The sequence below is a fragment of the Cyclobacterium amurskyense genome (assembly GCF_001050135.1).
In the GTDB taxonomy this organism is placed as follows: domain Bacteria; phylum Bacteroidota; class Bacteroidia; order Cytophagales; family Cyclobacteriaceae; genus Cyclobacterium; species Cyclobacterium amurskyense.
Map to the genome: position 1 here is coordinate 222948 of NZ_CP012040.1, position 24786 is coordinate 247733.

The 24786-nt window shown below is 38.6% G+C and carries 20 protein-coding genes and 1 tRNA gene; 4 read left to right on the forward strand and 17 right to left on the reverse strand.

What is annotated here, in order from left to right:
- The first annotated feature begins 25 nt into the window (after window positions 1-25).
- Window positions 26-625, forward strand: a complete 600-nt coding sequence (locus CA2015_RS00855; RefSeq protein ID WP_157470231.1) for an SCO family protein — start codon at window positions 26-28, stop codon at window positions 623-625.
- A gap of 192 nt (window positions 626-817) precedes the next feature.
- Here CA2015_RS00855 and CA2015_RS00860 read toward each other — a convergent pair whose 3' ends face one another.
- The 15 genes from CA2015_RS00860 to CA2015_RS00930 form a co-directional block, all read right to left on the reverse strand.
- On the reverse strand, window positions 818-1219 hold the full coding sequence (locus tag CA2015_RS00860; RefSeq protein WP_048640176.1) for a group III truncated hemoglobin: 402 nt from the start codon (window positions 1217-1219) through the stop codon (window positions 818-820).
- 15 nt (window positions 1220-1234) lie between these two features.
- On the reverse strand, window positions 1235-1675 hold the full coding sequence (locus tag CA2015_RS00865; protein ID WP_048640177.1) for an RrF2 family transcriptional regulator: 441 nt from the start codon (window positions 1673-1675) through the stop codon (window positions 1235-1237).
- A 10-nt stretch (window positions 1676-1685) separates the two neighbouring features.
- Entirely contained in the window at window positions 1686-2168 is a 483-nt protein-coding gene (locus CA2015_RS00870) for a hemerythrin domain-containing protein (RefSeq protein WP_048640178.1), read from the reverse strand.
- Window positions 2169-2791: 623 nt separating this feature from the next.
- The gene (locus CA2015_RS00875; protein ID WP_048640179.1) at window positions 2792-3793 is read right to left on the reverse strand and encodes an alpha/beta fold hydrolase; all 1002 of its coding nucleotides are present in this window, start codon (window positions 3791-3793) and stop codon (window positions 2792-2794) included.
- Between the two features lie 323 nt (window positions 3794-4116).
- Complete coding sequence (hxpB, locus tag CA2015_RS00880) at window positions 4117-4758, reverse strand: hexitol phosphatase HxpB (RefSeq protein WP_048640180.1); 642 nt, start codon at window positions 4756-4758, stop codon at window positions 4117-4119.
- Between the two features lie 80 nt (window positions 4759-4838).
- The gene (locus CA2015_RS00885) at window positions 4839-5264 is read right to left on the reverse strand and encodes an Ig-like domain-containing protein (RefSeq protein WP_048640181.1); all 426 of its coding nucleotides are present in this window, start codon (window positions 5262-5264) and stop codon (window positions 4839-4841) included.
- A 451-nt stretch (window positions 5265-5715) separates the two neighbouring features.
- Window positions 5716-7479 (reverse strand): hypothetical protein, encoded by a 1764-nt coding sequence (locus CA2015_RS00890; RefSeq protein WP_048640182.1) that lies wholly within the window; start codon window positions 7477-7479, stop codon window positions 5716-5718.
- A 154-nt stretch (window positions 7480-7633) separates the two neighbouring features.
- Window positions 7634-9001, reverse strand: a complete 1368-nt coding sequence (locus CA2015_RS00895; RefSeq protein WP_048640183.1) for a Gfo/Idh/MocA family protein — start codon at window positions 8999-9001, stop codon at window positions 7634-7636.
- A gap of 148 nt (window positions 9002-9149) precedes the next feature.
- Entirely contained in the window at window positions 9150-9719 is a 570-nt protein-coding gene (locus CA2015_RS00900) for a uracil-DNA glycosylase family protein (RefSeq protein ID WP_048640184.1), read from the reverse strand.
- A gap of 177 nt (window positions 9720-9896) precedes the next feature.
- Window positions 9897-10142, reverse strand: a complete 246-nt coding sequence (locus CA2015_RS00905; protein WP_048640185.1) for a cytochrome C oxidase subunit IV family protein — start codon at window positions 10140-10142, stop codon at window positions 9897-9899.
- Window positions 10142-10729, reverse strand: coding sequence for a cytochrome c oxidase subunit 3 (locus tag CA2015_RS00910; protein ID WP_048640186.1), 588 nt, complete (start codon window positions 10727-10729; stop codon window positions 10142-10144). Before CA2015_RS00910 ends, CA2015_RS00905 begins: the two co-directional genes overlap by 1 nt.
- Window positions 10730-10757: 28 nt before the next feature.
- The gene (locus CA2015_RS00915) at window positions 10758-12521 is read right to left on the reverse strand and encodes a nitric oxide reductase activation protein NorD (protein WP_048640187.1); all 1764 of its coding nucleotides are present in this window, start codon (window positions 12519-12521) and stop codon (window positions 10758-10760) included.
- 83 nt (window positions 12522-12604) lie between these two features.
- Window positions 12605-13384, reverse strand: coding sequence for a CbbQ/NirQ/NorQ/GpvN family protein (locus CA2015_RS00920; RefSeq protein ID WP_048640188.1), 780 nt, complete (start codon window positions 13382-13384; stop codon window positions 12605-12607).
- A gap of 117 nt (window positions 13385-13501) precedes the next feature.
- Window positions 13502-14863: a cbb3-type cytochrome c oxidase subunit I gene (locus tag CA2015_RS00925; RefSeq protein ID WP_048640189.1), complete on the reverse strand. Its 1362-nt coding sequence runs from the start codon at window positions 14861-14863 to the stop codon at window positions 13502-13504.
- 11 nt (window positions 14864-14874) lie between these two features.
- Window positions 14875-15309 carry a c-type cytochrome gene (locus CA2015_RS00930; RefSeq protein ID WP_048640190.1) on the reverse strand — a complete coding sequence of 145 codons (435 nt, stop codon included), beginning with the start codon at window positions 15307-15309 and terminating at the stop codon, window positions 14875-14877.
- Window positions 15310-15683: 374 nt separating this feature from the next.
- Here CA2015_RS00930 and CA2015_RS00935 point away from each other — a divergent pair, with 374 nt between their 5' ends.
- Entirely contained in the window at window positions 15684-16817 is a 1134-nt protein-coding gene (locus tag CA2015_RS00935) for a hypothetical protein (protein WP_157470234.1), read from the forward strand.
- A gap of 50 nt (window positions 16818-16867) precedes the next feature.
- Here the strand turns inward: CA2015_RS00935 and CA2015_RS00940 are convergent, their stop codons facing one another.
- On the reverse strand, window positions 16868-19618 hold the full coding sequence (locus tag CA2015_RS00940) for an outer membrane beta-barrel protein (protein WP_048640192.1): 2751 nt from the start codon (window positions 19616-19618) through the stop codon (window positions 16868-16870).
- 365 nt (window positions 19619-19983) lie between these two features.
- On the opposite strand from CA2015_RS00940, the gene CA2015_RS00945 reads away from it, so the two are divergent.
- Window positions 19984-20056: transfer RNA gene (locus CA2015_RS00945), tRNA-Gln, on the forward strand.
- 480 nt (window positions 20057-20536) lie between these two features.
- The gene (locus tag CA2015_RS00950; RefSeq protein WP_048640193.1) at window positions 20537-22135 is read left to right on the forward strand and encodes a calcineurin-like phosphoesterase C-terminal domain-containing protein; all 1599 of its coding nucleotides are present in this window, start codon (window positions 20537-20539) and stop codon (window positions 22133-22135) included.
- Between the two features lie 223 nt (window positions 22136-22358).
- On the opposite strand, the gene CA2015_RS00955 is transcribed toward CA2015_RS00950, so the two are convergent.
- Window positions 22359-24527: a TonB-dependent receptor gene (locus tag CA2015_RS00955; protein WP_048640194.1), complete on the reverse strand. Its 2169-nt coding sequence runs from the start codon at window positions 24525-24527 to the stop codon at window positions 22359-22361.
- Between the last annotated feature and the right edge of the window lie 259 nt (window positions 24528-24786).

Consider the following 24786-nt stretch of genomic DNA (forward strand, 5'->3'; position numbering starts at 1 on the left):
GTAATCTGCCATAAATGAAACGATCATGAAGACAGCAATCACAATAATGTTGACACTTGTTGTACTCCTTCAAGGGTGCAAAGAACAAACAACTTCAACCTCAATCACTCCAGAAGAAGTCAAGGAATTGAATGAAATGTCCATTTATAATTTACCCAGCAATTGGAACACTCAGAATGGTAATCAGATTTCATTTATTGACCTAAAAGGGCAACCTTTGGTTGTAGTAATGATCTACACATCATGCCAAACTGCTTGTCCAAGATTGGTCGCTGATATGCGGTTTATTGAAGAAAAAGTGGGAACCAAGGCAGGGACCCAACCTCGCTATGTACTGGTAAGTATTGACCCTTTGGTTGATACGCCTGAAAGGCTCAAGAAATTTGCAGCTGAAAACGAGATGAATGCCGATCAATGGCTATTTCTTCAAGGTACCGAAGACAGCGTAAGAGATTTTGCCAATATCCTATCGGTGAAATACAAAAAAATAAACCCCATGGATTTTTCTCACTCTAATATTATAAGTGTATTTGACAAAGAGGGGGTTCTGCAATACCAAAAAGAAGGGCTGGGATTAGAAAATGATGAGATTGTAAACCAAATTCTTGAGATTAGTAAAATATAAATCTCAGGTTTATTTTGTCTTATTTCCACTCCTTATTTATAAAAACCCTGAGATTGCGAAAATTAGCAAGCAAATCAAATCTATTGCTAAAGCCTCTTTAAAAACAGTAAATTTGGCTGTTATTGAAGAGGCTTTTGTAAAAATCCCTTAATAAAGAATGATCCTTTTAAACAACAGTCCCCTGTTCTATTTTTAACCTAAGGGGCTTATATTATTATCACGGTAATAATCAATTTTTATCTGAAACATTTCAGCCATTTTGGCTGCTCGCCATAGGGCCTCAGTTGCCTTTTCGCCAAAAAAATTTTCCCTAAGTGTTTCTTGAAATAATAATAGCCACCGTTCAAAATGCTTTTTATCTATAGGTAGCTTTGCGTGTGGAGGAAACGGACTACCGTAATAAGTGTGTTCCGCTAATAAAACAGTCTGCCAGAAGGTGTACATTTTTTGAAGATGTTTGTCCCAGTGGCCTTTAATTCTATCTTCAAAAATTGGCCCTATCAAATTGTCTTCTTTTACTTTTCCATAAAAAAGATCGACTAATTTTATGATTTGATCCAATGAATCTAAATCTTCCTTTTCATTCTTAACCATACAAACCTATTAATTTTAACCCAGCAATGAGACCAAGGTAGCCTTACCTGAAGACACCTCCTCCGCAAGTTTTTTTATGGTTTTATCAGAAAGCAATTTAGCTAAATTTTCTCTAATTTTTTTATATTCATCATGTATAGGGCAAGGGTGAATTTCTGAACAATGTTTTAATCCTAACCCACAACCCTTGAACAATTTATCTCCATCTATGGCCTTCACAAGATCCAAAAGCCTCATATTTTCTTGGTCTTCATTAATATAAAAGCCCCCATTTGGCCCTTTAGTAGAACTTACTAAATCTTGTTTGGCTAGAGATTGTAAAATTTTCGCAGTAAAAAATTCAGGAGCATCGATCTCTTTACAGATATCCTTTACGCCTAATTTTATACCTTTGGTATTTTGAGACCAAAGGTAAATCACTGCTCTAATTCCATATTCGCAAGCTTTAGAAAACATAATCTTTACTTTATTTAATCCAAAATTTATCTTCCCACTCTTCAGTAATGGGATTGTGGATTGCCGCTACCTTCTCCTCCATTTTCTCAAGTTCTTTGCTTTGTAATTCGACTTGCAAATATTGGAAAAGCTTCCTTTCTTCAAAACGAATATGTGCTTCTACAAGCAAACAAAGTTCCGTCAATTGCGCTGACAATTCATCCTCTTTGAGAACATCAAGTTTCTTAAATAACTTTCTGATCGCCTTGTGTTGTCCTTCTACCTCTTTTCTAAGTAAGTCATTCTTAGCCATAAATGAGAATATCACCTTTTCCTCCAAAGAGAAATGAGGCTCTAAATGGGTGGAGAAAAAATATTTTACATAATTATGTAATCTTTCAGGATCTATTCCCTTCTCTTGTCCCTGCCGTATCTTCCATACTAACAACAAGCCAAAATGATGATCTCTAGAAACAGGCACAAATGCCGGATGTCTCTTTAGCGGTTTTCCCATAACAGGCTTACTTTTTATAGGCGAATAAACGCCCAATATTTAAAAACTATTCAAAGATAAAGAGTATAGTAGCAAATAAAAAGACATTTTTATCTTTAATTACCAATATACCACAGAACCCATTACAGCCTGACCAATTCTATTATCACAAGGCGGGTAAGCGAAAAACCATAAATCAATCAAGTATCAAGCACCTGAAAAACAAAGTTTTACATTAAAAACTTCAGTTACGACTTCAAATAACAGACATTTCTTACTTAAATTACAAATGGACTCGTCACCTCATCCATGTAAAATAAACTCCAATGAAAAGTTTATCAAGCGCATACTTTCCCCCTTTTGAACAGCTAGGTTTCAGAGCTTAGAATATCTTAAGCCTTTTCCCTATTCAAGAAATCCTCTTAACTAAAAGAACCCAAATGGCTAATTTGGACATCAACTTCCTGAATTAATTAAATTGGGTGTCAAGCAAATTAAATTCAGAATAGACAACAAATAAACCGCTTTGCTTTGCCTTTAAGTTCCTTTGTTTGGAAAATAACTCAACAATTATTGGCCCTAGGATTTAAATACCCATAAAGCAATCCAACCACCATAAGTTGAAGAAATCACTTCCTAAACGATCATTCTTTTAAGAAGCCAATCAGTGGACCAACAAACCCATTAAAATTTTCAATATGAGGCATATGACCAATGCCTGGAAGTTCAACCAACTGAGCATCGGGAATCTTCTTTTGGGTAATTTTACCCAATTCGCCGTATAAACCCATGGTTTCCCTGACTTTATCAGCTACCAAAGGTTTACCAAGTGCCGTTCTGTCTCTAGTACCAATGATCAATAGGGTAGGTGATGATATATGCTCAAACTCATAAACCACTGGCTGAGTAAAAATCATATCATAAGTAAGTGCCGCATTCCAGGCAATGATTTCGTAGGATGAATTAAGTGTCCATCCTGCCAGTAAGTTGACCCATTGGTCGTATTCTGGTTTCCACTGATTGTCATAATAACTTTCAAGCTGGTACTTTTTAATGCCTTCATAATTCTTTTTCAATTCATTTTGGTACCACCACTCAACAGGTTTATAAGGAACCTTTAATTTCCAATCTTCAAGACCAATGGGGTTCTCTAAAATAAGTTTTTGAGTCGTCTCAGGGTACATCAGAGCAAATCGAGTGGCCAACATTCCTCCCATAGAATGCCCTAAAATAGCTGTTTCCTTTATATTTAATGAATCAAGTAAAGCTTTTGTGTTTAGTGCAAGTTGTTGGAAAGTATAATGAAAATAAGCTGGTTTTGAGGATTTCCCAAAGCCTATCTGATCAGGAACAATCACACGATAGCCTTCCTTTGTCAATGCTTCGATGGTGCTTTCCCAGTAAGCTCCATTGAAATTTTTGCCGTGTAATAAAACAATATTTTTCCCATTATAATGATCTGGCTTCACATCCATATAAGCCATCTTCAAATCTTGTTCTTGAATGTTCAATGGCAAGTAGGAAACCGCATAGGGATATTGATAATTTGAAAGTTCAATGTCTAACCATTGCAAGTTGTTGTCTTGAGCGGATGTGAAATGGTAACTACTCAAAAACAGGATTATAATGAATATTCTTTTTGTCATTTTACGTTTTTTAAGTTTCTCAATGCTGGATTAAGATCAGTAGGCAATAGCAATGCACTGACATCTTCTCTCTATTAAGGGTTTATTCATTGAGGCTTTTACTACACAAGCTAATCCAAGCCAATTGCTGTTTGCTAAAACACATCTTACGGGAAGGCCCTAGAAATGTTGTTTACTTAATTTTTAAACGACTCTTTTCAGTTAAAGAAAGGTTCTTAAAAAGTTAGATGATTTATAAAGGGGAAATGGGAGAAAAACTTGCGATCCACAAGGATTTGAATGAAACTAAAAACGCCCATTTTATTAAAAGGTTGAAATTTTACTTAAAATTCCATCCTATCACTTTCAAAGCTGTCTATATGAAAGTCTGCTATTTGAAAATCTTTGGTTTTGCTTCCATTTGTAAAAGCAATAACCTTCATTCCTGCATTTTTCGCAGCCAGCATCCCTGAATAGGAATCTTCTATTACTATGCACTCCTCCGGATTAGCACCTAACTTTTCAGCCGCGCTGAAATAAATTGCAGGATCTGGCTTACCTTTTATTTCTGAGTCTGCGGATAGGGCTACATCAAATAAATGCAAAGCATCCAATTTTTTTAATACTACAGGGATAATCCTTTGAGGTGAATTTGTTGCCAAACCAATCTTATACTTTTTTTCTTTAAGCTTTTCGATAAAGGATTTCACACCATCAATCAGACAATCTTCAGACTCAATTAACGCAATAACCCTTGACACAACAAGCTGTTCTACTACTTCTAAAGCGACATTTCCCCAAGGAAATCTCTCGTACCAAAACTGGGTAACCTCTAAAGTGGTCATGGATTTTGTTAGGTCTGCTTGTTCATCAGTTACCTCAACACCCAAAGAAGTAAACACTTCATATTCTGCCTGCTTCCAATACCCCTCTGAATCGACTAAAACGCCATCCATATCAAAAATAAAAGCTTTACTAATGGTCATATTAAACTAAATCACACCTTTTTACTTATCCTATCAAAGAAGTTAAATATGTTTTTTATACCCTACCAGTTAGCTACCCATTATAAATAGGTAAATGTTCTGGCAGTTGAAGTCCCCACATTTCCACTGGAATCAATCACAGTAAACAATACCGTATAAACTCCTGTTTCCTCAGCGGTAAAACTTTCCGAAAATGTAAATTCCAATTTATTATCAGACAGATTTTCAAGGACCTTATTCAATACAATATCTCCAATATTAATTGAAACAGTAACCTGAATAGACTTTACCTTTACATCATCAATCCCTTTGGCTTCAAGTAGCACAGGTTCCCCTTCAGGCCAGGCACCTCCCCACTCGGCAACGTATGTCTGATCTATTGCAGGACTTATAATGGCAATGACCGGATTGTTATTGTCCAATTTCCCATCTTCCTCTGTAATGCATCCAAAACAGGATAACCCGATAAATAACCAAAGACATAAAAATGCTTTCTCTGAATTCATTGAATATATTTTTATTGGAGTATTTGATAAAAAAGTTCTTTTTTGTTTAAAGGTAAATTGGTTTTATGGCATTTCCCTCTATAATTAGCCCCTCACAGTAAACAAAAGTTTTTTTAACCAATTAATCTGTAATAAACTCAGGCAAATATAAACTCAAAAAATCACATGAAATAGTTAATTTCAAACTCTTCATCAAATCTAGTTTAAACAATAAATTTTTATCGAATTTCAAGTGCGCTTGCAATGGGATTACTACAGGACTGATGGAATTTTTTTTAGGCTATATACCTCTTTCATTCGCTTTCCTACAAAGTACATCTACCCTTTTTTCTCCCCCCGGTCGTTAACTCCAGCATTCACATCAGGATTAAAATCAAAAAAGCCCTTTTCCGATTATTTAAAATCTAAAAAAGGGCAATAGTGTAAAAAATAGAGAATTGATTAAAAAACGTTATACAAGCTGCAATTTTAACTTCATTTCAGCCAATTGAGCTTTTACCCTTTCTAAAACCAAAGCATTGTCCATGGACCAAGAAGATTTCATATCCTGGTAATAGGCAATCCCTTCAGATAAATTTTTCTTGAACTTATTGATATACACTTCCATTTTCTTCCCATTTTCAGGCAAGGCATTTTCAATATCTGTTCTGAGGTGTTGCAAGTAGAGTTGCAATTCCTTCACAAACACATGCGGACGTTCCGGATCTAAAGTTAGGTTCACCTTTCCGTAAATATGGTCTACCATTTCTTTTAAGCTAAAAGAGCCTTTGAAATAAGCCAAATTTGGGCCAGGACAAATGGTTACAGCTTTAAGGTTCCTTCGGGGTGTTTCTCCTGCGCTCAATAATGCAGGAGCACCTAAACCCTCACAAAGGCAATCCTTTTCTAATACTTCTGTCAAAGCCTCTTCAGAAATCTCGCCTGCTTCCCTTTGTTTGACTTTCAAATTTTGGTATTGTCGTGATGCCGTACAAATTGGCTTGTCTGTAAACTCAACATTTGAAGAAAGAAGCTTTTTATAGCATGGGCTTCCAGGCTTTCCTTTTGCAATTCTTTCCTTTCGCTGAGCTTCTGCAGTGCTTGTTCTCAGGTTATTGAATGGCACGCCCAAAGGAGAAGCCCTACTCAAATAGAAATCTGATTTTTTGGCTTTCAGAAGTTTGTCAAAGGTCTCTTCATCTACACTTGTGGCCTCAGGAACCAAAAGGAAAGGACTGCCCCAACCGGTGCCATCCAATTCGTATTTTTCTAACAACATGCGGTTTTCATCCGAACTACCGATACCACCCTGGTAAGTGATTTTGGGTTTGATATTATATGGCAATAATGGTTGATTCTTTTTACTCAAAGCATCCTGACAGATCGTCAATATTTCTTCTTTAAGACCTTCTCTATTATTTTTAAAACTATCTAGTATAGGCCCCGCAAGAAATCCATCTGTAGCAAAAGCATGACCTCCACAGTTCAAGCCGGACTCTATTCGGTATTCATCCACCCACAATCCTTTCTTTGCTAGAAACTTTCCTTGAATCAAAGCAGATCGGTAATCCGAAACTTTTAAAATAATCGGTTTTTTTATGAGACCATTTTCATCAGGAAAAAAATCTTTGAACTTCTCTGCATAGCCATAAAGGGCTGGATTCATGCCTGCAGAAAAAACCACTCCACCTCTCACATTACTCTCTGCAAAGCCTTTTAAAGCAAGCAAAGCATCTGAATACTCTCTAGGTAATACGTTTCCCTCTTTATCGTAATTGAGCTTGTCCACCTTGGTCATTATATTGACATCAATACTACCTGGGACAATTGCCTCCCTTAATGCTTCTTGGAGGTCAAGTTTTTCTTTACCTGTAGCAAGCTGCATATTTAAATACAGAGCGCTTAAAGGATGATCAAAGGGCAATAAATCAAAGTACTTGTCTATCTCCTGCCCTTCTCCAAAGTTTTGATTTTTTAATTCTTCAACTTGAGCATCAACAGTACTTTGTAAAAAATTAAGGTAAGCCTTGATTCGTTTTGCTCTGGAATCATCAACTTTTTCATTTATTGGCTCAAATTCCTCCGTATTGGTATAATGACTACGCATGTCTTCCAACAGCTGGTCATCCATAATGGACACTACAGATGAGATGCCAAAACGTGCGACTTTAAGTGGGGTATCTACTGTAAAACCCAAACCCATTACAGGGATATGGAAATTATGAATTAGGGACATATTGGTAATTTTTAATTTATTTCCAGACTTGAAAAATCCTTAGATCAATTACAAAATTAACCAGATACCTGCCCAAAAAGACTTAATTTTCTCAGCCTATTAACTGACTTTAATCAGGTATTGTAATATAAAAACATTCTCGAGTAGATAATGATTAGACTTTTAAACTTCGATAAATAGAAGCCCAAGGCTCTCGCATTTTCCTCATAAGCAACTGATTGGCTGCAAAATTATCTTTGAACTGTTCTTTTTTCGGATCCCAAAGCAGATCCTGCTCCAACATCATGGCAATATTCCCCAAATGGGCAAGGGTAATAGACCGGTGGCCTACCTCTGCTGGAGCCACTGTTTCCTCACCGGAATAAATGCAATCTATAAAATTTTCAAAATGGTTATCGCTTACATACAGTTGCGTTTCATCAGGTCCAATTACGGTGTCCTTCAAACTTTCAGGATTGATTTTATGGTCTCCTCTTGTAGCCCATGCCGAACCTTCGGTTCCCTGAAAAGTCACGCCCATGTCTTTGTCACTCTGAATGATTAACTTTAGCCCATTTTCATAAATGCACTCAAAATAAAACCTTGTAGCCGTATTCCAAACCGGATGATCTGACCAAACCGCTTGGGCATTTTGAATTTTTACCGGACCAGTGAGTTCAGTCCCCATTCCCCACTGGGCAATGTCGGGATGATGCCCTCCCCAATCTGTGACATTGCCACCTGAGTAGTCCAGGTTCCAACGAAAGTTTACATGGGTTCTACAAGGACTAAAGGGTGCTTCAGGAGCAGGACCTAGCCACATGTCATAATCAAAATCCTTGGGCACTGGAATGGTTTCTGTCAAGTGACCTGTTCTTCCAAAATCAGGTGTTCCCCCAGGAAGTCCGCAAGTGACGGTATGAAGATCTCCCAACTTTCCATTTCTCGCCAGCTCACAAACCCTTCTGAAATGATAACTGGATCTTTGCTGACTGCCCGTTTGAAAGGTCACACCGTATTTTTTGACAGCATCACTCATGGCCCTTCCTTCTTCTACTGTAAGTGAAAGAGGCTTTTGGCAATAAATATGTTTGCCCGCCGCAGCTGCCATCATCACGGGTATAGAATGCCAATGGTCGGGAGTGACTACTTCTACAGCATCTATATCTTTGTTTTCTAGTAATTCTCTAAAATCAGTATAGCCAATAGCAGATTGATAGCTGGACTTGTTTTTCTCTGAATAGTGCTCATCCACTACTTGCATGATATAATCTCTCCCCGCAACTTTGCCATTCCAATATCCTGAACTTTTTTTATTGACATCACAAACAGCCGTCACTTGAACACGCTTGTCAGCTAAAAAGTCTTTGACATCATTTCCAGCCTGATTCCCGGCACCAATAAAACCCAGATTAATCCTATCTGAGGGTGCCACAAAGCCATTTTTACCCAATGCCGATCCGGGTATGATCGTTGGTATTGTCAAAAGGCTGCCAGCCGCCAATACTGATTTTTTTAAAAAATCTCTTCTCAAGTTTTTCATGCCTCAAAATAACGTTAATTCAGTAAACAGACAAACAGAATTTCAAAAACCAAACATAAGACAATACAATAACTCGCATTAAGCAACAATGAAACCCAAATCGAAGGGAGCAATAAAGAGATGGCACATTTTATTGGTTCAAAACAAATCACAGTAGCGCATGCACTTCATTTTGCAAGGCGGGCACCACTTCATCTTCAAACCAAGGGTTTTTCATTTGCCAGATTCTATTCCTAGGCGAAGGGTGCACCAAAGGAAAAAACTTTGGAAGGTAATTTTGGTAATTCCTTACCGTTTCGGTCAAGGTTTTCTTCTTCTCCTTTCCCAGGTAATAATTTTGTGCATACTGCCCTATCAACAATACCAATTGAATGGCTGGCATCTCACGAAACAAATCCGCATGCCATTCGGGTGCACATTCGGGTCTAGGAGGCAAATCCCCACCCTTGCCCCTTCCAGGATAGCAAAAACCCATGGGTACTATCCCGAAAACTTCGGGGTCATAAAAAAGTGTTGCGTCAACGTCCAACCAGTTCCTGAGATTCCTACCACTAACATCATCCCAGGGCACACCGCTGACATGCACCTTGGTACCCGGAGCCTGCCCTACGATTAGAATTTTACTCTTCGAATGCGCAGATAAAACCGGCCGAGGGCCTAAAGGAAGGTGTTTTTCGCAAATTCTACAAGCTCTGATTTCTTTAAGAAGCGTTTCCATAAAAGCCTTTCAGTTTCATAGGGGTAACCTTATAAACCTAAAGCTAACCATTTCTATTCACACCCTAAAAACATTTTGAACAAACTGAACCTGTTAATTTGAATGAGATTCTTTTTAGACTTCCTTAAATTAAAAAATGTAAACCCTGTTTTTTTCTGCTTAATACTTCGAGAAAAATTAGGCCAAAACCCCTATTAAAAAGGCCAAAGAAACACCAACTACTGCCGTGAGAATTTTCCAAAATCGATGGGCTTCTTTTAGCTCCATAAATTGAAAAGCAACCAATAAGAATTTAATTGCTGCTATTCCCATTATAAGCAAAGGGAGATAGGCAGCCTTTTCACCAATAAAATTTGCAGCAGCGGCTGTAAGCAAGGTTAATCCGATCAAAACAAACAAGGTAATTTCCTGGGTATTTTTCATTAGAAAATCAAATAAAGTGAGGGAAACAACAATAGCCATATCAAGTCACACATGTGCCAAAAGGCTGCGCCTGACTCCAGATCCAGCTCGTCGGTAGGTGATTTTCTGGCATCTATTTTAAAAGACATATAGCCTAAAATAACCATCCCTACCACCACATGCACAAGGTGAAAACCGGTGAGTAACCAATAAAAAGTGTAAAACATATTGTCCCACATTTCTAATCCAGAAGCAAGTTTCTCATAGTACTCATAGCTTTTCAATGCTAAAAATAAAGCCCCGCCAATTAGGGTTATTTTTATCAACCATTTGGCTTTTTGCTTGTCTCCACTTCTAAAAGCAGCCACTGCCCTGGCCATGGTGTATCCACTGACCAATAAAATCAAAGTATTGCTGGTGCCTAAAAGTGTATTTAGATGCATTCTTGCTTCATGAAATAGCTCAGGAGTCAGGGCGCCATAATAAGCCAAACCTAACAGTCCAAGACCGAAAGTGCCTAGTTCCAGAAAAATTATGATCCAGAGCATTATTCCACCTGGAGGATAATAAATATTTTTAAACGAAATTTTTTCCTGCATTTGCTCCATACTGATTGTGTTCTTTTTCTTTCTCTACTTATTGGTGTTTAATCTTCTCATACAGCTTTACCAGCGACTTCATCAGTTCCACAGGGGAGGTCAAAATCTGGTAGTGATTTTGGCCAAACATTTGAGGTAAATAATATTTCGCCTGTGCTTCTATTGCCAGGGCATAGGAATTAATTTTTCTTTCATTCAATTCTCTAAGGGCTTGTTTCACATCTTGAATCCCGTATTTCCCTTCATACTTGTCATAATCATTCGGTTTACCGTCTGAGATCAAAATGACCCATTTGTTTCTACTATCCCTATCATCCAATCTGGCCCCGGCATGCCGTAAAGCTGAACCAATCCTCGTATATCCCTGCGGCTCCACACTTCCTATCTTGTGTTTGGCTTTCTCCCATGGTTCGTCAAAATCCTTAAGGGTGAGATAGGTAGAATAATTCCTGGTTTTAGAGTAAAAGCTATCAATAGAAAAATCGATAGAAAACTCATGTAAAATCTCTCCAAATAAAATGGAAACTTCCTTTTCAACATCAATAACACGGCTATTGGCAGCATAACCATCACTGGAAAGACTCACATCAAGTAGCAATAGAATAGAGATGCTCTTTTCTTTTTTTCGATTGGAGACATAAATGTTTTCAGAAGGTGTCTTTCGCGCATGCACATCAGTATAAAGATCCGTCAATGCATCAATATCAAATTCTTCTCCTTGATTTTGCCTCCTCATTTGCATCATTTTATTATTGACAGAGGTGAGCATTTTCCTCAAACCCATCAAGGTGGAAGCATTTTTGGCAATTGTTCTTTTGTAATATTGAGTGTCTGTCTGCACCTGCAATCTTGGATAGACTTTACAAAAGTCTATTTTGTATTGTTGCTTTTTAAAATCCCATTCATCGTATTTTAAGTGCAAGCCCTTCTCGTCATTTGAAGCACTTTCTGCTAGGGTGGTATTTTCTATAAAATCTGCTTGATAGACCGAATGAGCTGTATCATCCACACGCACAGTAAATCGCATATTAATTTCCTCCAAGGCCTCCTGATGCTCTTCCAGTTCATCCTTGCCATCAAAATCTCTCCACACCCCATTTGCTTCTTCTGCCGTTTCAACTTTCTCAAAGTTATGGGTCAATACATAATCCTCCTGCTGCTTTTTATCCAGACTCAAATTCTTGACCTCCTCTACGGCACGAGCACTCAAGGTAGTAGTTGGGGTCGTTTCTTTACCCTTTTTCGTTTGATCATCAAAATTCTCTAATGGGCTTTTTGATGAATCCGCTATACTACACATCCATTTGCCGTACAACCAGGTGAAATCTGAGGGGTTTTCTGGTTTGGTTTGTTGGGTAAAAATATCTTTTGCCTTATTGTGAAAATGAAAAACAGCCGGATAGGTCTCCTCCATCTTTTCCAAAACCTCTGGGGCAATCTGTTCAGCCACTTGACGGGATAGCGTAAGGTCATCCACATCTTTGTCCCAGCAGGCACCCAGGTCTTGCTGAATGCTTAAAAATATTATTCTATAAAAATAAAAGAATAAATTCTCCTCCCAAGACGGAAGCAAGGCAAACGAAACCGGTAGAAAATAGCTTTCATTTTTATATCCTCCCTCACGCTCTGCAGGAAAAACAGTAATGGCTTTACCTGTAATCGCCCTGGCCAAAAAAGTAAGTCTAGGCTTGATACTTTCAAGATCGACCTTGTTTTCCAGCCTTTCTTCAGCAGCAAGTCTGCTTTTCTTGAAATACCTGACAAACTTGCCATAAATCCATTCATCTAACTCAAATCCCATGTTATAAAGTTATTCTAGTGTTTTTAGGTATGCTTATAGCTGAAATGGTTGCCCCTTTTCTTTTGCATGTTTCGGGTTTATGATTAAATCATCAAGCCTGCCAGATCATTTAAGGCTTGAATCGTATCGGCATCATCACTCAAAGGCTGCACAACAGCTACATTTACAGACAGCCTCTTGGGAAGTCCACTTTCTATCAGTTTGGCGGCATCCACCAAAAGCCGGGTAGAAACTGTTTCTGCCAATCCCAATTCCGTGAGGTTTCGGATTTTCTGCCCTATGGCTACAAGTTTTTTGGCATCATCCTTATTGATACCACTTTCATTCATAAGGATTTCAATTTCCTTTTTGGCATCAGGATATTCAAAAGAAATGGCTAAAAAGCGCTGCCGAGTGGAAGGCTTCAATTCTTTGAATCCTTTCTGATAACCGGGGTTAAAGGAGGCCACCAACATAAAATCCTCGTGGGCTTTAATGGTTAGCCCTAGTTTGTCTATAAACAATTCTCGTCTATGGTCAGTAAGGGAATGAATGGCAACGATGACATCAGGCCGAGCCTCAGCCACCTCATCAAGGTAAAGCAAAGCTCCCTCTTTTACTGCGGTGGTTAGCGGCCCATCCTGCCAGACCGTCTCAGCTCCTTTAATGATAAAGCGCCCAATAAGATCCGTTGAAGAAGTCTCCTCATGGCAGCTAATGGTAATCAAGGCTTTGTCAAGTTCATGTGCCATATAGGCTACAAATCTTGACTTTCCTGTACCTGTAGGACCTTTGATTAATAAGGGCAATTTATTTTTAAAAGCGTGCTGAAAAACTTCCGACTCCTTTTGTGTTTCAAGGTAATAAGGTGCTATGGCAATCATAAATGCTGTTTTTGAAGGTATTAGAAGACCAAACCGCTGCAGAGAACGATTTGGCCTTAGATTGATTTTTATAAAAAGGATGACCAATAAAATCCCATAAGAGCTGGAAACCAGCTTTTATTTCACCAGCACCTGCTCTTCGTCAAGTGCTTCTTCCAGGGCCTCATCTGTAGGTCTACCGTATTTAATAAATTCATAAATGTAGAGGCTAATGCCTGAAGCGAAAAGCGTTGCGTTGATAAGCATCACGACAAAATGTATTTTCACTTCCTCTTGTGCCACCATAAAATCCATTCCCAAACGTCTTTCAAGATAAACCTGAACCACTCCTGCTACTCCCATGGCTACCACCATACCCAGCATACCTATATTGGAAAGCCAAAATGCCAGGTGGCCATTCGTATTGTCATGACGTTTTCTACCTGTGATATTGGGCATGACATAGCTGATAATTGCTAGAACAATCATTGCATAAGCACCCCAAAAGGCGTAATGTCCGTGCATGGCAGTCACTAGCGTTCCATGTGTATACAAATTGGTCTGAGGAAGTGTATGGGCAAAACCCAATAGCCCCGCGCCTATAAAGGAGACAATGGCAGCACCAATGGTCCAAAACAAAGCGATTTTATTGGGGTGATTTTTTTCACCTTTTCTGTACATGTACACCGCAAACAGTGCCATTGCTAGGAAGGCCAAAGGCTCAAGTGCAGAGAAAACCCCTCCTACTATCAACCAGATTTTGTTTACTCCTATGTAATAATAATGGTGACCTGTTCCTAATACACCTGAGAGAAAAGTAAGTCCAACAATTACATACAACCACTTCTCAATTACTTCTCTATCCACTCCGGTGAGCTTGATAAGCAGGAAAGCTAAAATACCACCCATAATCAATTCCCAAACACCTTCTACCCATAGATGCACAACCCACCAACGGAAAAAAGAATCTGTCACCTGACTATCAAACCAAATCATACCGGGTAGGTACAATAGAGCTGCAAAGACCAAACCCATAGTCAAAACCATGGCAGTAGTAGTTTGTCGCTTCCCTTTAAAAAGGGTCGCTAAAATTATCCCAAGAAACAGGAGCACATTGGCCACGACCAAGTAGTCAAGTTCTCTTGGAATTTCCAGAAATTTACGACCTTCCCAAATATTAAAATGGTAACCAGTGATGGCTAAAACCCCTACCACGGCAAGAGATATCAATTGAATATAGGCCCATTTCACACTTACCAACTCCCGCTGAGCTTCCTCTGGAATAATATAATAAGCTGCTCCCATAAAGCCTGTTAATAACCAAACTACCAACAAATTTGTGTGCACTGCTCGAGCAGTATTGAAAGGTATCCAATCATGAAGGCCATCCATACCTATCCTGGCAAATCCCATGATAAAACCATACACTATTTGCAAGGAAAAGAGCAGCATACAAAGGGCAAAAAACCAATAGGCTACTTTTTGTGATTTATATTTCATAAGGCAATTGTTTATTTTTTGTCTTTTGCTAATGGAGAAACAATCCTATCAAATCCGTTAAGATCTATTCCACCTATCCAATTAAAATAAGCCACCATGGCTTCGGCTTCTTCGTCCGTCATCTCATAGGCCACCATCTTTCGACCGTTGGGTGCCCAAGGAACAGGTGATTGTAAGATGGCTTTGATCAAAGGAGCACCGCGTCTTTCTACTACTTTAGTCAACTCTGGTGCATAATAGCCACCTTCACCTAAAATAGAATGACAACCCATACAATTGTTGGTTTCCCACAAATGTTTTCCTTTGATCACCTGATCGGTGATTAACTCATGATTTGTTTGGTCATTTCCAGGAGCAAGTGAATAAATGGTCAATCCAATAAATATTAGAAATGTTACCATTGTACCTCCTAGGAAAAATGCCCGTGCTTGTGATTTTGAGAGCATATATTAACAGGTTTAAATGAATGAATAAGAGTTTAAAATAAAAAGACCTTTTTATCTTTTTCCAAATATACGACCTGACTTTATGATATATCAAATTTATTAAGCATTAATTTACAAATTAGATCCTAACATTCTGAAAGCTATATGATAAAAATCAAACAGGTCAATAATGCATTCCAATTATTACAGAAATACGGAAGTAAAAATCGATATTTATCACACTCATCTAGAATAAACCCAAAACCATATTTGCAAACTCCGGAAATCAACAAATGAGTTACGTCATTTAATTTCAGAAGGTTAAAAAAATAAAAACAACAAACAACCTTGTTAATTAGGTGTATAATTATTATTTTAGTTGTTAAAAAACCACCATGAACGTATCCAAACACCTAACCTTACTATCTATTGGCGTCCTATCTCTCCTACTACTTTCCTGCCAAGAAGGAAAAACGCAAACGCCTACAAACCTATCAATTGAAATTACCGATAGCATACGCATCGATTATTTAGGATTACTTGATTTAATGGATATCCAGCCCAAAATGGAAAGGCTATTGCTTCATGATAGGCAAAGAGGCATCATTTTAATGACCGATTTCAATGGCAATCCTTTACTAAACATGGACAAAGGTGGTGACCAAAAGGATAGCTACGGCAGATTTTTATGGAGCACCGCCAATATTAAAGAAAACGAACACATTTCTCTCGTGTCACAAAAGGGCTTTTTCGAATTTGATTCAAAAGGAAATCTGGCCAAGCACAAACCATTTAAGGAAGAGGTTCCTTTCTTTGCAGGACGAGCTGCCGCCGATTCGGAATTAATGGAACACAATGGAATATTGTTTCAAAAAGGGCTCGTGGCATGGGGTGAATATAACAAAACACAAGACGAATATTATGATCAATTTCAACTACTAGTGAAATTTGATCCCGAGAAAGGAACTGCCGAACGGATTATCAATCTTGAAAAAAACAGTCCTTTCCGGAACTCAAGACGGTCCTATGAAATTTCGGAAATGAATCCATGCTTTACCATCTTTGAAGATAAATTGTTTGTCATTGCCGGAACGGATCCCCACCTTAACGTGTATGACATTCATTCACCACACCAATTGCTAGACAGGAAACGCATCGATTACCCCAATTATACAATGGGTGAAGGAGAAGATAGAGGAAAGGCAGATCCCAAATCCATCGCTATCGATATGTCTGCAGGCCGTACTTATACCCTTAAAGCTTACAAAGATTATTTGATCGCCTCCTATAACCCAGGATACGATTCTATGAACAAAGAAAAATATAAAATGGAAGGGAAATACCCCAATACCCTTTTGCTTATGAACCATCAGGGCGAAACCATACAAAGCTTAGCCTTGCCCGATAAATTAGATCACCGTCAATTTTTGGTGCGCGACGGAAAGCTATGGTGGTTATCCAAATTAAATTCTGAAAAGGAAGAAGATTTTATACAAATCTATAAAGTTGAAATAATCAACAAAAAATAGGCGCCCTATTATTGAGTCGCCTATTGAATTAATCTCAAATTTATCTCCAATTACAGGGCCATGTCGTAACCTCCAAATCTTCGAAGATTGTAGGTAACCGTAAGCATAAAGAACTGTCTTAAAACCTGAGTTCTAACATCCTCAATATAGACATCTGTTACATTTCTACTAATGCTTGCATTCTGATTGAACAAATCGAAAACGGTAAGTTTCAGTTCGGTTTTATTGCTAGGCGGAATTCTATACCCTATATCCATATTTGTCAATAGGATACTTCGATCAAATTCATCACCCAAGCCAGTATAAAGCTGATGGTTTACACTTGTACCTACGAAAACTCCTCCAACAAAATTCCAAAACAGGTCAGCCTTGGTACTCTGCGTATAATAATTATTCTCCAAACTCTCTTGCAAACTACTCCTTACCCAATTAAATGTTCCTCTGGAGGACAGATTAAAATCAATACTTTCACTAATATTACTACTTAGATTGATTCCCTGTCTGTAGGAGGTGTTTTTATTGTTATTCAATTGCCCATTGATAATACCTGGCCTGTTCCGCGTACTAAAGCTAGAATTAATACTTAAGTTACTTTTCATGAATTTTAGTGGAAATCCATAACTTCCATAAATTCGGAAAACATAATAATTGTCAAGGTTTACAGGTTTTGTAAATTGCCCTCCTTGGGCCAAGGTCACATCATTCTGAATCAGGGTGTCCTGAGTAGCAATAAAAGTCTCATTACCTATATAATCATTCCTGATATTTCCATAAAGGAAAAACATCCAAGAGCGATTGGTCTCAGGATTAATAATCCTATACCTGGTAAAGAGCCTATGGCTGTATTCTTGATTTAGCTCTGGATTACCAGTTGAAAGTTGCAATGGATTGGCATTGCTGATAACATCCTGCAATTGTCCAATAGAAGGTGCATCTGTATCGGTATTGTAATCAATTCTAATATTACTGAATTCTCCTGTTTGGTAATTGATTACCGCCCTAGGAAGAAAATTGGAAAATGTTCGCTGAGTATTTTCAAAGCCTGGAAACAACCTGTCACTGTCAATATAAGCAGCCTCATAATTTAGGTTGGTGAAGAAAGAAAGCTTTTCTGTTTTAAAACTATAACCAGCTCCACCCCTATGTGTGATATAACTATTTTTAAACCTATTGGTCAAGGTGCTGTCAATCTCTATCAAACCTGTTTCCGCTTCCTTAATTTCAACATCTTGGTTGGTATCAGAATTATTGTTTGAAACTCGGTATCCAAATCGAAGCCTAGATTTTTCACTTAAAGGTTCATAAAAATTCAAACCTGCATTATAATAAAAGCTATTGTACTTGTTTTGTTTGAATTGGATTAAAGAATCAACATTGGAATCCTGGAAATTCGTAGTTACAGCCACTAAGTCTGAATTACTATCACTGTTGTATTTACTTGTATAAATATAGGTGGAGAATGCTCTACCTTTTTTATCAAATTTATACCTGTAATTCAAAGAATTCGAAAAACTCATGGATTCGCGAGAAGAAGTGGTTTCATTTTGATTCCGATTAATGAAGGTATTCTCATCATAGAGATTGTATGAATCCCTAAGATTTACAGAATTTCTAAAATCCAAACCTATTCTGGGTCTCAAAACCAAAGCATGCTTTTCGTTGATTTCATAATCTATCCTTGCACTAAACCTATGACTTTGCGTTTTTGTATGGTAATTTCTGTCCTCATTGTACAATTGAAGGCTATCATCCGGCAAAATATATTCTCTGGATGAAGTTCTATTCAATACATTGTCTCTGTCATTGAAAAGATAGTTCCCGGAAACTTTAAGTTTCTCATCTAGGTACTCATCAGAAAAGTTGGCTCCAAGAGCATTGGTATTTGTTATCCCTGGTAATTCTCCTACAGTTAGACCATCACTTGATCCTCCACTACTGCTTTCAAGACTACCCAACTCATCTCCTCCAAAATTCTGCTGGTTGATATTATTACTCAATCCTAAAACGGAAAGTCTTCTGGCTCCATTGAAGAAATTCATATTTCCTCCACCAATATAATTATTGTCTGTACCGTAGCCTCCGTAAAACTTACCAAACCTACCCGCACGCATATCCGGTTTCGTAATGATATTTATTGTTTTAATGGTCTCCCCATCATCGAAGCCTGTTAACTTAGACTCTTCACTCCCTTGGTCCAAAAACTCAATCTTTAATACAACTTGAGCTGGAAGATTTTTCAAAGCTGCAGCAGGGTTATCACCAAAGAAAGGCCTTCCATCGACCAAGACTTCCTTTACTTCCTCCCCTTGAACCTCAATGACTCCGTTTTGGATCACCACACCGGGCATCTTTCGAACCAACTCATCTGCATCAGCTTGTGGTCTGGTTTTAAAAGCATTGGCATTGAATGCTACCGTATCTCCCCTGACCTCTCCAGTAAGTGCATCAGCGGACAATTCGAACGCTTCTAGCTCTTGGCCATCACTAACAATCTCAAAAACTCCCAAATCACTGCTTTCAGGAGATTTGATTTCTTTTTGAAATACTTGATAACCGATAAAAGAAAGTTCTATCAGAAAGTCTTTAACTATAGGCCTATCAATTTTAAATTTACCATCAAAATCTGTATAGCTGGACTTCAAGGTTTCTCCGTCCATATTTTTCAAAAATACATAAGCACCAAACAAAGGCTCTTTGGTTTGGCTATCTATGATGGTCCCGGTAAATTGCTGTTGTGCAAAAACACCTGAGGTGGAAATCATGAAAAGAAATAGGACAATTATGGGTGATTTGATCGACATGAAAGAAATAATTATGGAAATAACAATTGGCTTGAATTAAAATCAATGGCAAATTGAGCACGAATCAATAACTTTCAAATGACAATTATGCCAAGGTGAGTATGACAGGTTTGTAAGGCAAATTACCCAGATAATTAAAGGACTCGTTTTGCAGAGAAAATCAAAATTCATGGGTAGGAGACCTCAAAATCTCCCAATTTGAAATAAATCAAACTTTATTTCAGAAAATAGGTAAAATTTGTTTCTGAGAATTAGGCCTTTAAAGCATTCGAGGGAAAATTCTTTGAAATGGGATTTGCATTAAAAAAAAAGACCTGCTACATTTGTGTCACTAAAAAAGAGCAAGTCTTTTTAAAACTTATGATTGGCCGATGGTGTAACTGGCAACACGTCTGGTTTTGGTCCAGAAGAGTCCAGGTTCGAGCCCTGGTCGGCCAACAGTCCTAGTCCCAAGTTGATTTATTCAATTTGGGACTTTTTTTGTCAAAAAAACCAAAAAACAGCCCCCTCACTTTTCTCAGGAATATTAATACTTTTCAAATAAGTGGAAAAAACCATCAATTTCCAGGGCTTAAAATACAAGCCTATTGATGTTATTCCTGTGTTCTGGAACAGTTTGCTTATATTAGGCAACAGGAAAATTAAAGCTTAATAAAAAAGTTGTTCTTTACCGGATCTTTCCATAAAGCAGTGCTAAATAGAAAATTGACCATTTTTTCATTGCCAAATTCTTAACACTCCAAACATTCACAATTTCATAATGTCGATAAAAATAAAAAAAACAATAGATTTGTAATTACTGAAATTAGCTATCCATTACCGTTTAATTTACGCTTATAGATTTCGGAATTAAGCCTTCAATAGCATCTAACTTTTCAATTGTACTTTATTCCCACAATATAAATTCATTTCAAAACCATGTTTACAATAATACCAATGCTACGTTCAGGCATTTTGTCTGCCCTATTTTTAATACAACTCTCCAGCTTTTCCTCTGTACTTGCCCAAGAAACTGTTACGGGCTATGTATTCGAAGACCGCAATAACAATGCGATCAAGGAAAGAAATGAAAAAGGCATCAAAGGCGTAGCGGTTACCAATGGCAAAGAGGTAAGTCTGAGCAATGAAGATGGAAGCTATAGCCTACCCGCAAATGATGACATGATCGTTTCAGTTATTAAGCCTGCAGGCTATGCTGTGCCAGTAGACGCCAACAATCAGCCTCAATTTTTTTACATCCACAAGCCCAATGGGTCACCGGATACAGGTGAAAAAAGGATTCTTCCCACGGGCAAACTACCCAAATCAGTAGATTTCCCATTGATTGCGCAGGAAGAAGACCCGAATTTCTCGGTACTCTTATTTGGAGATCCCCAAGCCGATGACCTTACCAATGCTGGTTATTTTGAGAAAGCCATAATTTCTGAGCTTATCGGGGGCAAAGGAGCTGCCTTTGGCATAAGCCTGGGTGACCTTGGTGCTAGAAATTTATTTGACAACTACATCCAATCACTTGGAAAAATAGGAATTCCATGGTACAATTTGCTGGGAAACCACGACACCAACAGCTATAAGGAAGACAAACTCTCAGATGAAACCTATGAGGCCAGCTTTGGCCCTACCAATTATGCGCTGAATTATGCCAATGCCCACTTTATCATATTGGATGATGTAATCACCCCCAACCCTTCCGGACAAGGCAGCTATATAGGCGGTTTTAGAAATGACATACTGGAATTTGTGAAAAACGATCTAAAACATGTTTCAAAAGACAAGCTTATCGTATTGGCTTTTCATATTCCCATTTATGAGTTTGAAAAAGGACCGGATCAATTCAGGGAAGGAGACCGACAAAAACTCTTTAATTTGTTAAAGGGCTATCAATACACCCTCTCTCTTTCTGGGCACACCCATTCCCAAAATCACCATTTCTTCACCACCGAAGAAGGTTGGCCCAACGCAGGTATTCATCACCATTACAACCCCGGAGCCACTTCAGGCGGTATTTATATTGGCCCCAAAGACAGCTATGGCACCCCTTCAGGCATAATGCGTGACGGCACACCCAAAGGCTATGCCTTTCTTAATATAACTAACAATACCTACAGCTATGAATATGTTCCTTCTGGAGAAAACGACTGGAAAATGAGTATTCATATGCCCAAAATTGTACCGCAAGCAAAAAAATACAGAGGGGAGATTACCGTAAACTTTTTCCAGGGAACACCTAGAGACAGTGTGAAATACAGGGTGGACGAAGGCGAATGGACAGCTTTAAAACTTGTACCCGAATACGACAAATTTTTGTTGGATATCCTACATGAATGGGACCATGCAGAAGAACTTCCATGGGGAATAAGACCATCCACTGCTTTGATCTCTTCCCATATATGGAGTGGCAGAATTCCTTCCGATCTCCCCTTAGGAGAACATACCGTGGAAGTTCTTGCCAAGGACTGGCTAGGAAGAACCTACGCGGCAAAAAAATCATTTAAAATCGTACCTGATAATCAGTAAATTCCATGTAGTGATGGAGTGATCAGTGATATGGTGATCGAGTGAGATGGTGGTGGGATGAGAAGGTGATCGTTTACCGGTGCCTGAGCTTGTCGAAGGACCGGCGCCTGAGCTTGTCGAAGGCAAAGGTGTTTTGTCGGTATGGTTGTCAATAAATCACAACAATACCAACAAGACCTTTACTCTCTTTTCAATTCTCTATTCGGCTTTCAATGGGTAAAGGTTATAAACTAAGCTTAAACCCTCCATTGATCACAAAACCATCCACGGGGGCATAAATATCTCTGAACTGAGGATCGCTAATGTTACCTGTGTAAATCGTATCAAACCTGGTCTGACGGGTATCCAACATGTTTTCAAAATTCAGGAAGAGGGAAAAATACTTTCCGATTTTCTTTTCAGACATGATGCCCATAATCCAATAGGATTTCCCAGTACTGCCATCTGAAAGCTTTTGGGGACTGAAATAGTAAGCTTCCAGCCCGATCCAGAAATTCCCATGTTTTTCATACATCAATACATTGTTCAGCCTGTGTTTGGCCACCAAAGGGTATTCGCTTTCTTCATTGTCATAATGTTCATTAACATCAGCATAGGTATACCCTACGAAAAGCTTAAAATCATGGTAACTCCATTTCATATTGGCTTCCAAACCTTGGGTATTGATGTACCCTTTGGGCTGGGTGAATGCATACATGCCGTTATTGTTTGACTGCAATAGCATAGGGTCATTGATCTGTGTATAAAACAGTAGGGCATTTGTACTTAGGCTTAAATCACCTGTTACGGGCCATTTGTAATTGACATCCAAATTAATCCCTGTAGAACGTTCTGCACTGGTTTCCGAAAAGTCTATAGGTAGAATATTTCGGAAGTGCAGCCTTTCTGTATCTTCGGTAAACTGGGTGGGTGTTTTATACCCAAGTCCCCCTCCTGTCCTGAAAGTAATTCTTTCATTGGGTTCATACAGCAATGAAAAGCGGGGAAGTAGATAGGCTCCATATTGACTTTGGTAATCGCCTCTCAATCCAGTTTCCAGGGTCCATTGTGCAGCCATGTTCCAGGTATTTTGGACGAAAGCTCCTGTAGTCGTATTGGAAAATCCCAGGTCATTGTCCGGATCGCCCCGTCTTTGATCAAAGTTTTCGGTCCATAGGTTAGCCCCTACAATCCATTCCATCTTATCGCCGAAGGTGACATAATTCAGTTCTGAAAAGGAGGACACTTGCTTCCCACTAAAGACATAGCTGGGTATAGCTATGGACCTATCGAAAAAACTAATACTGTTTTTCAGTTGAATGCGGGAATGGTCGGAAAAACGATGGGTAGCATCAAACTGTGTAGACAAGCGATCCGTTTCATTGGACTCAAAATATCCGGACTCCGTTTTGCCGGCGACATAATCCATATTGCCTCCCAGCCTATCCTCAGTAGTAAAGTTAAAGCCAAGGTTAATTTCCGTAGCTTCATCGAGGTACCAAAACATCCGAGGGTTGATGGTATACCGTTCAAATTCAGGAATAGCTGTAAGTCCTATGCCTGCTGGATCATAGGCCGTCCCCTTATTATAAGAAGCAAATACGGTAGTTCCAATCTTACCGTACCTTTCCGAATAGAAACCACTAAGATCCAAGCCTAAAGCAGAGGTCCCGTTCACCATAAAATTAAGCTCTCGGTCTTCACCGGGAGTTTTAGAAATTAGGTTTACCAAGCCTGCAATGGCTCCTCCACCATAGAGTGTAGAAGAAGCGCCTTTGATTACTTCTACTTGCTTGAGATCAAGAGGGGCAATCTGCATCAGACTTAGACCACCCGAATAACCGGAATACAGTGGAAGTCCATCTCTAAGTAATTGGGTGTACTTCCCATCAAGTCCCTGAATCCTAATGCTCGAGTTGTAACTGGTTGCTGAAGTCTGTTGGGTCTGTATCCCTGTGCTTTCGTTCAGAAGCATACGGATATCACCCGGTTTCATATTTCCTTTCTCGGCAAGTTCCTCCCCCGCGATAACCTCTACTCTTGTAGGAATATCTTCTATGGTTCTGCTGCTCCTTGTGGATGAGATGACCACCTCTTCCATTTCCTCATGCCCATGTTCCATAAATAGCGTCAGCTCTTCTTGCTGATTGATGGGAAAGGATTTTTCCAATTTTATGGATTCATAACCCAAGTGCGTTATTAGGATTGTGTAAGTACCATTCGGGATTTCATCTATGGAAACTTCTCCCTTTATATCACTGGATGCCCCTTTCTCCAATTGTGGGAAGTAAACAGACACCCCAAATAGGGCTTCCTTTGATTCCTCATCCTTGATCGTAGCGGTAAATGTATTTTGTGCCAAAGCAGTGCCATAAAGGCAAAGCAATAACAGTATGGTGACAATGTGTTTCACGGTAATTAATTAATAGTTGATTGATTGAAAAATAATGGTGGGCATTTAAACCGAAAATAAGCAATGGCCAATCCATCTAGCTCATTTTAGCTTCAACCTTCCTTCTATATTGATTTTCAAGTAAAACTTTATTAGCCAAGGGTGTAAGCCCTTGGGAAAACCACGAGAATAAAATAATTTTGGCCATTTTGTTGCGCTATTTTCTGCAACAATAATGACAAAATCTTTACCAATAGAAGTCAGTATTCTGGTTTAAATT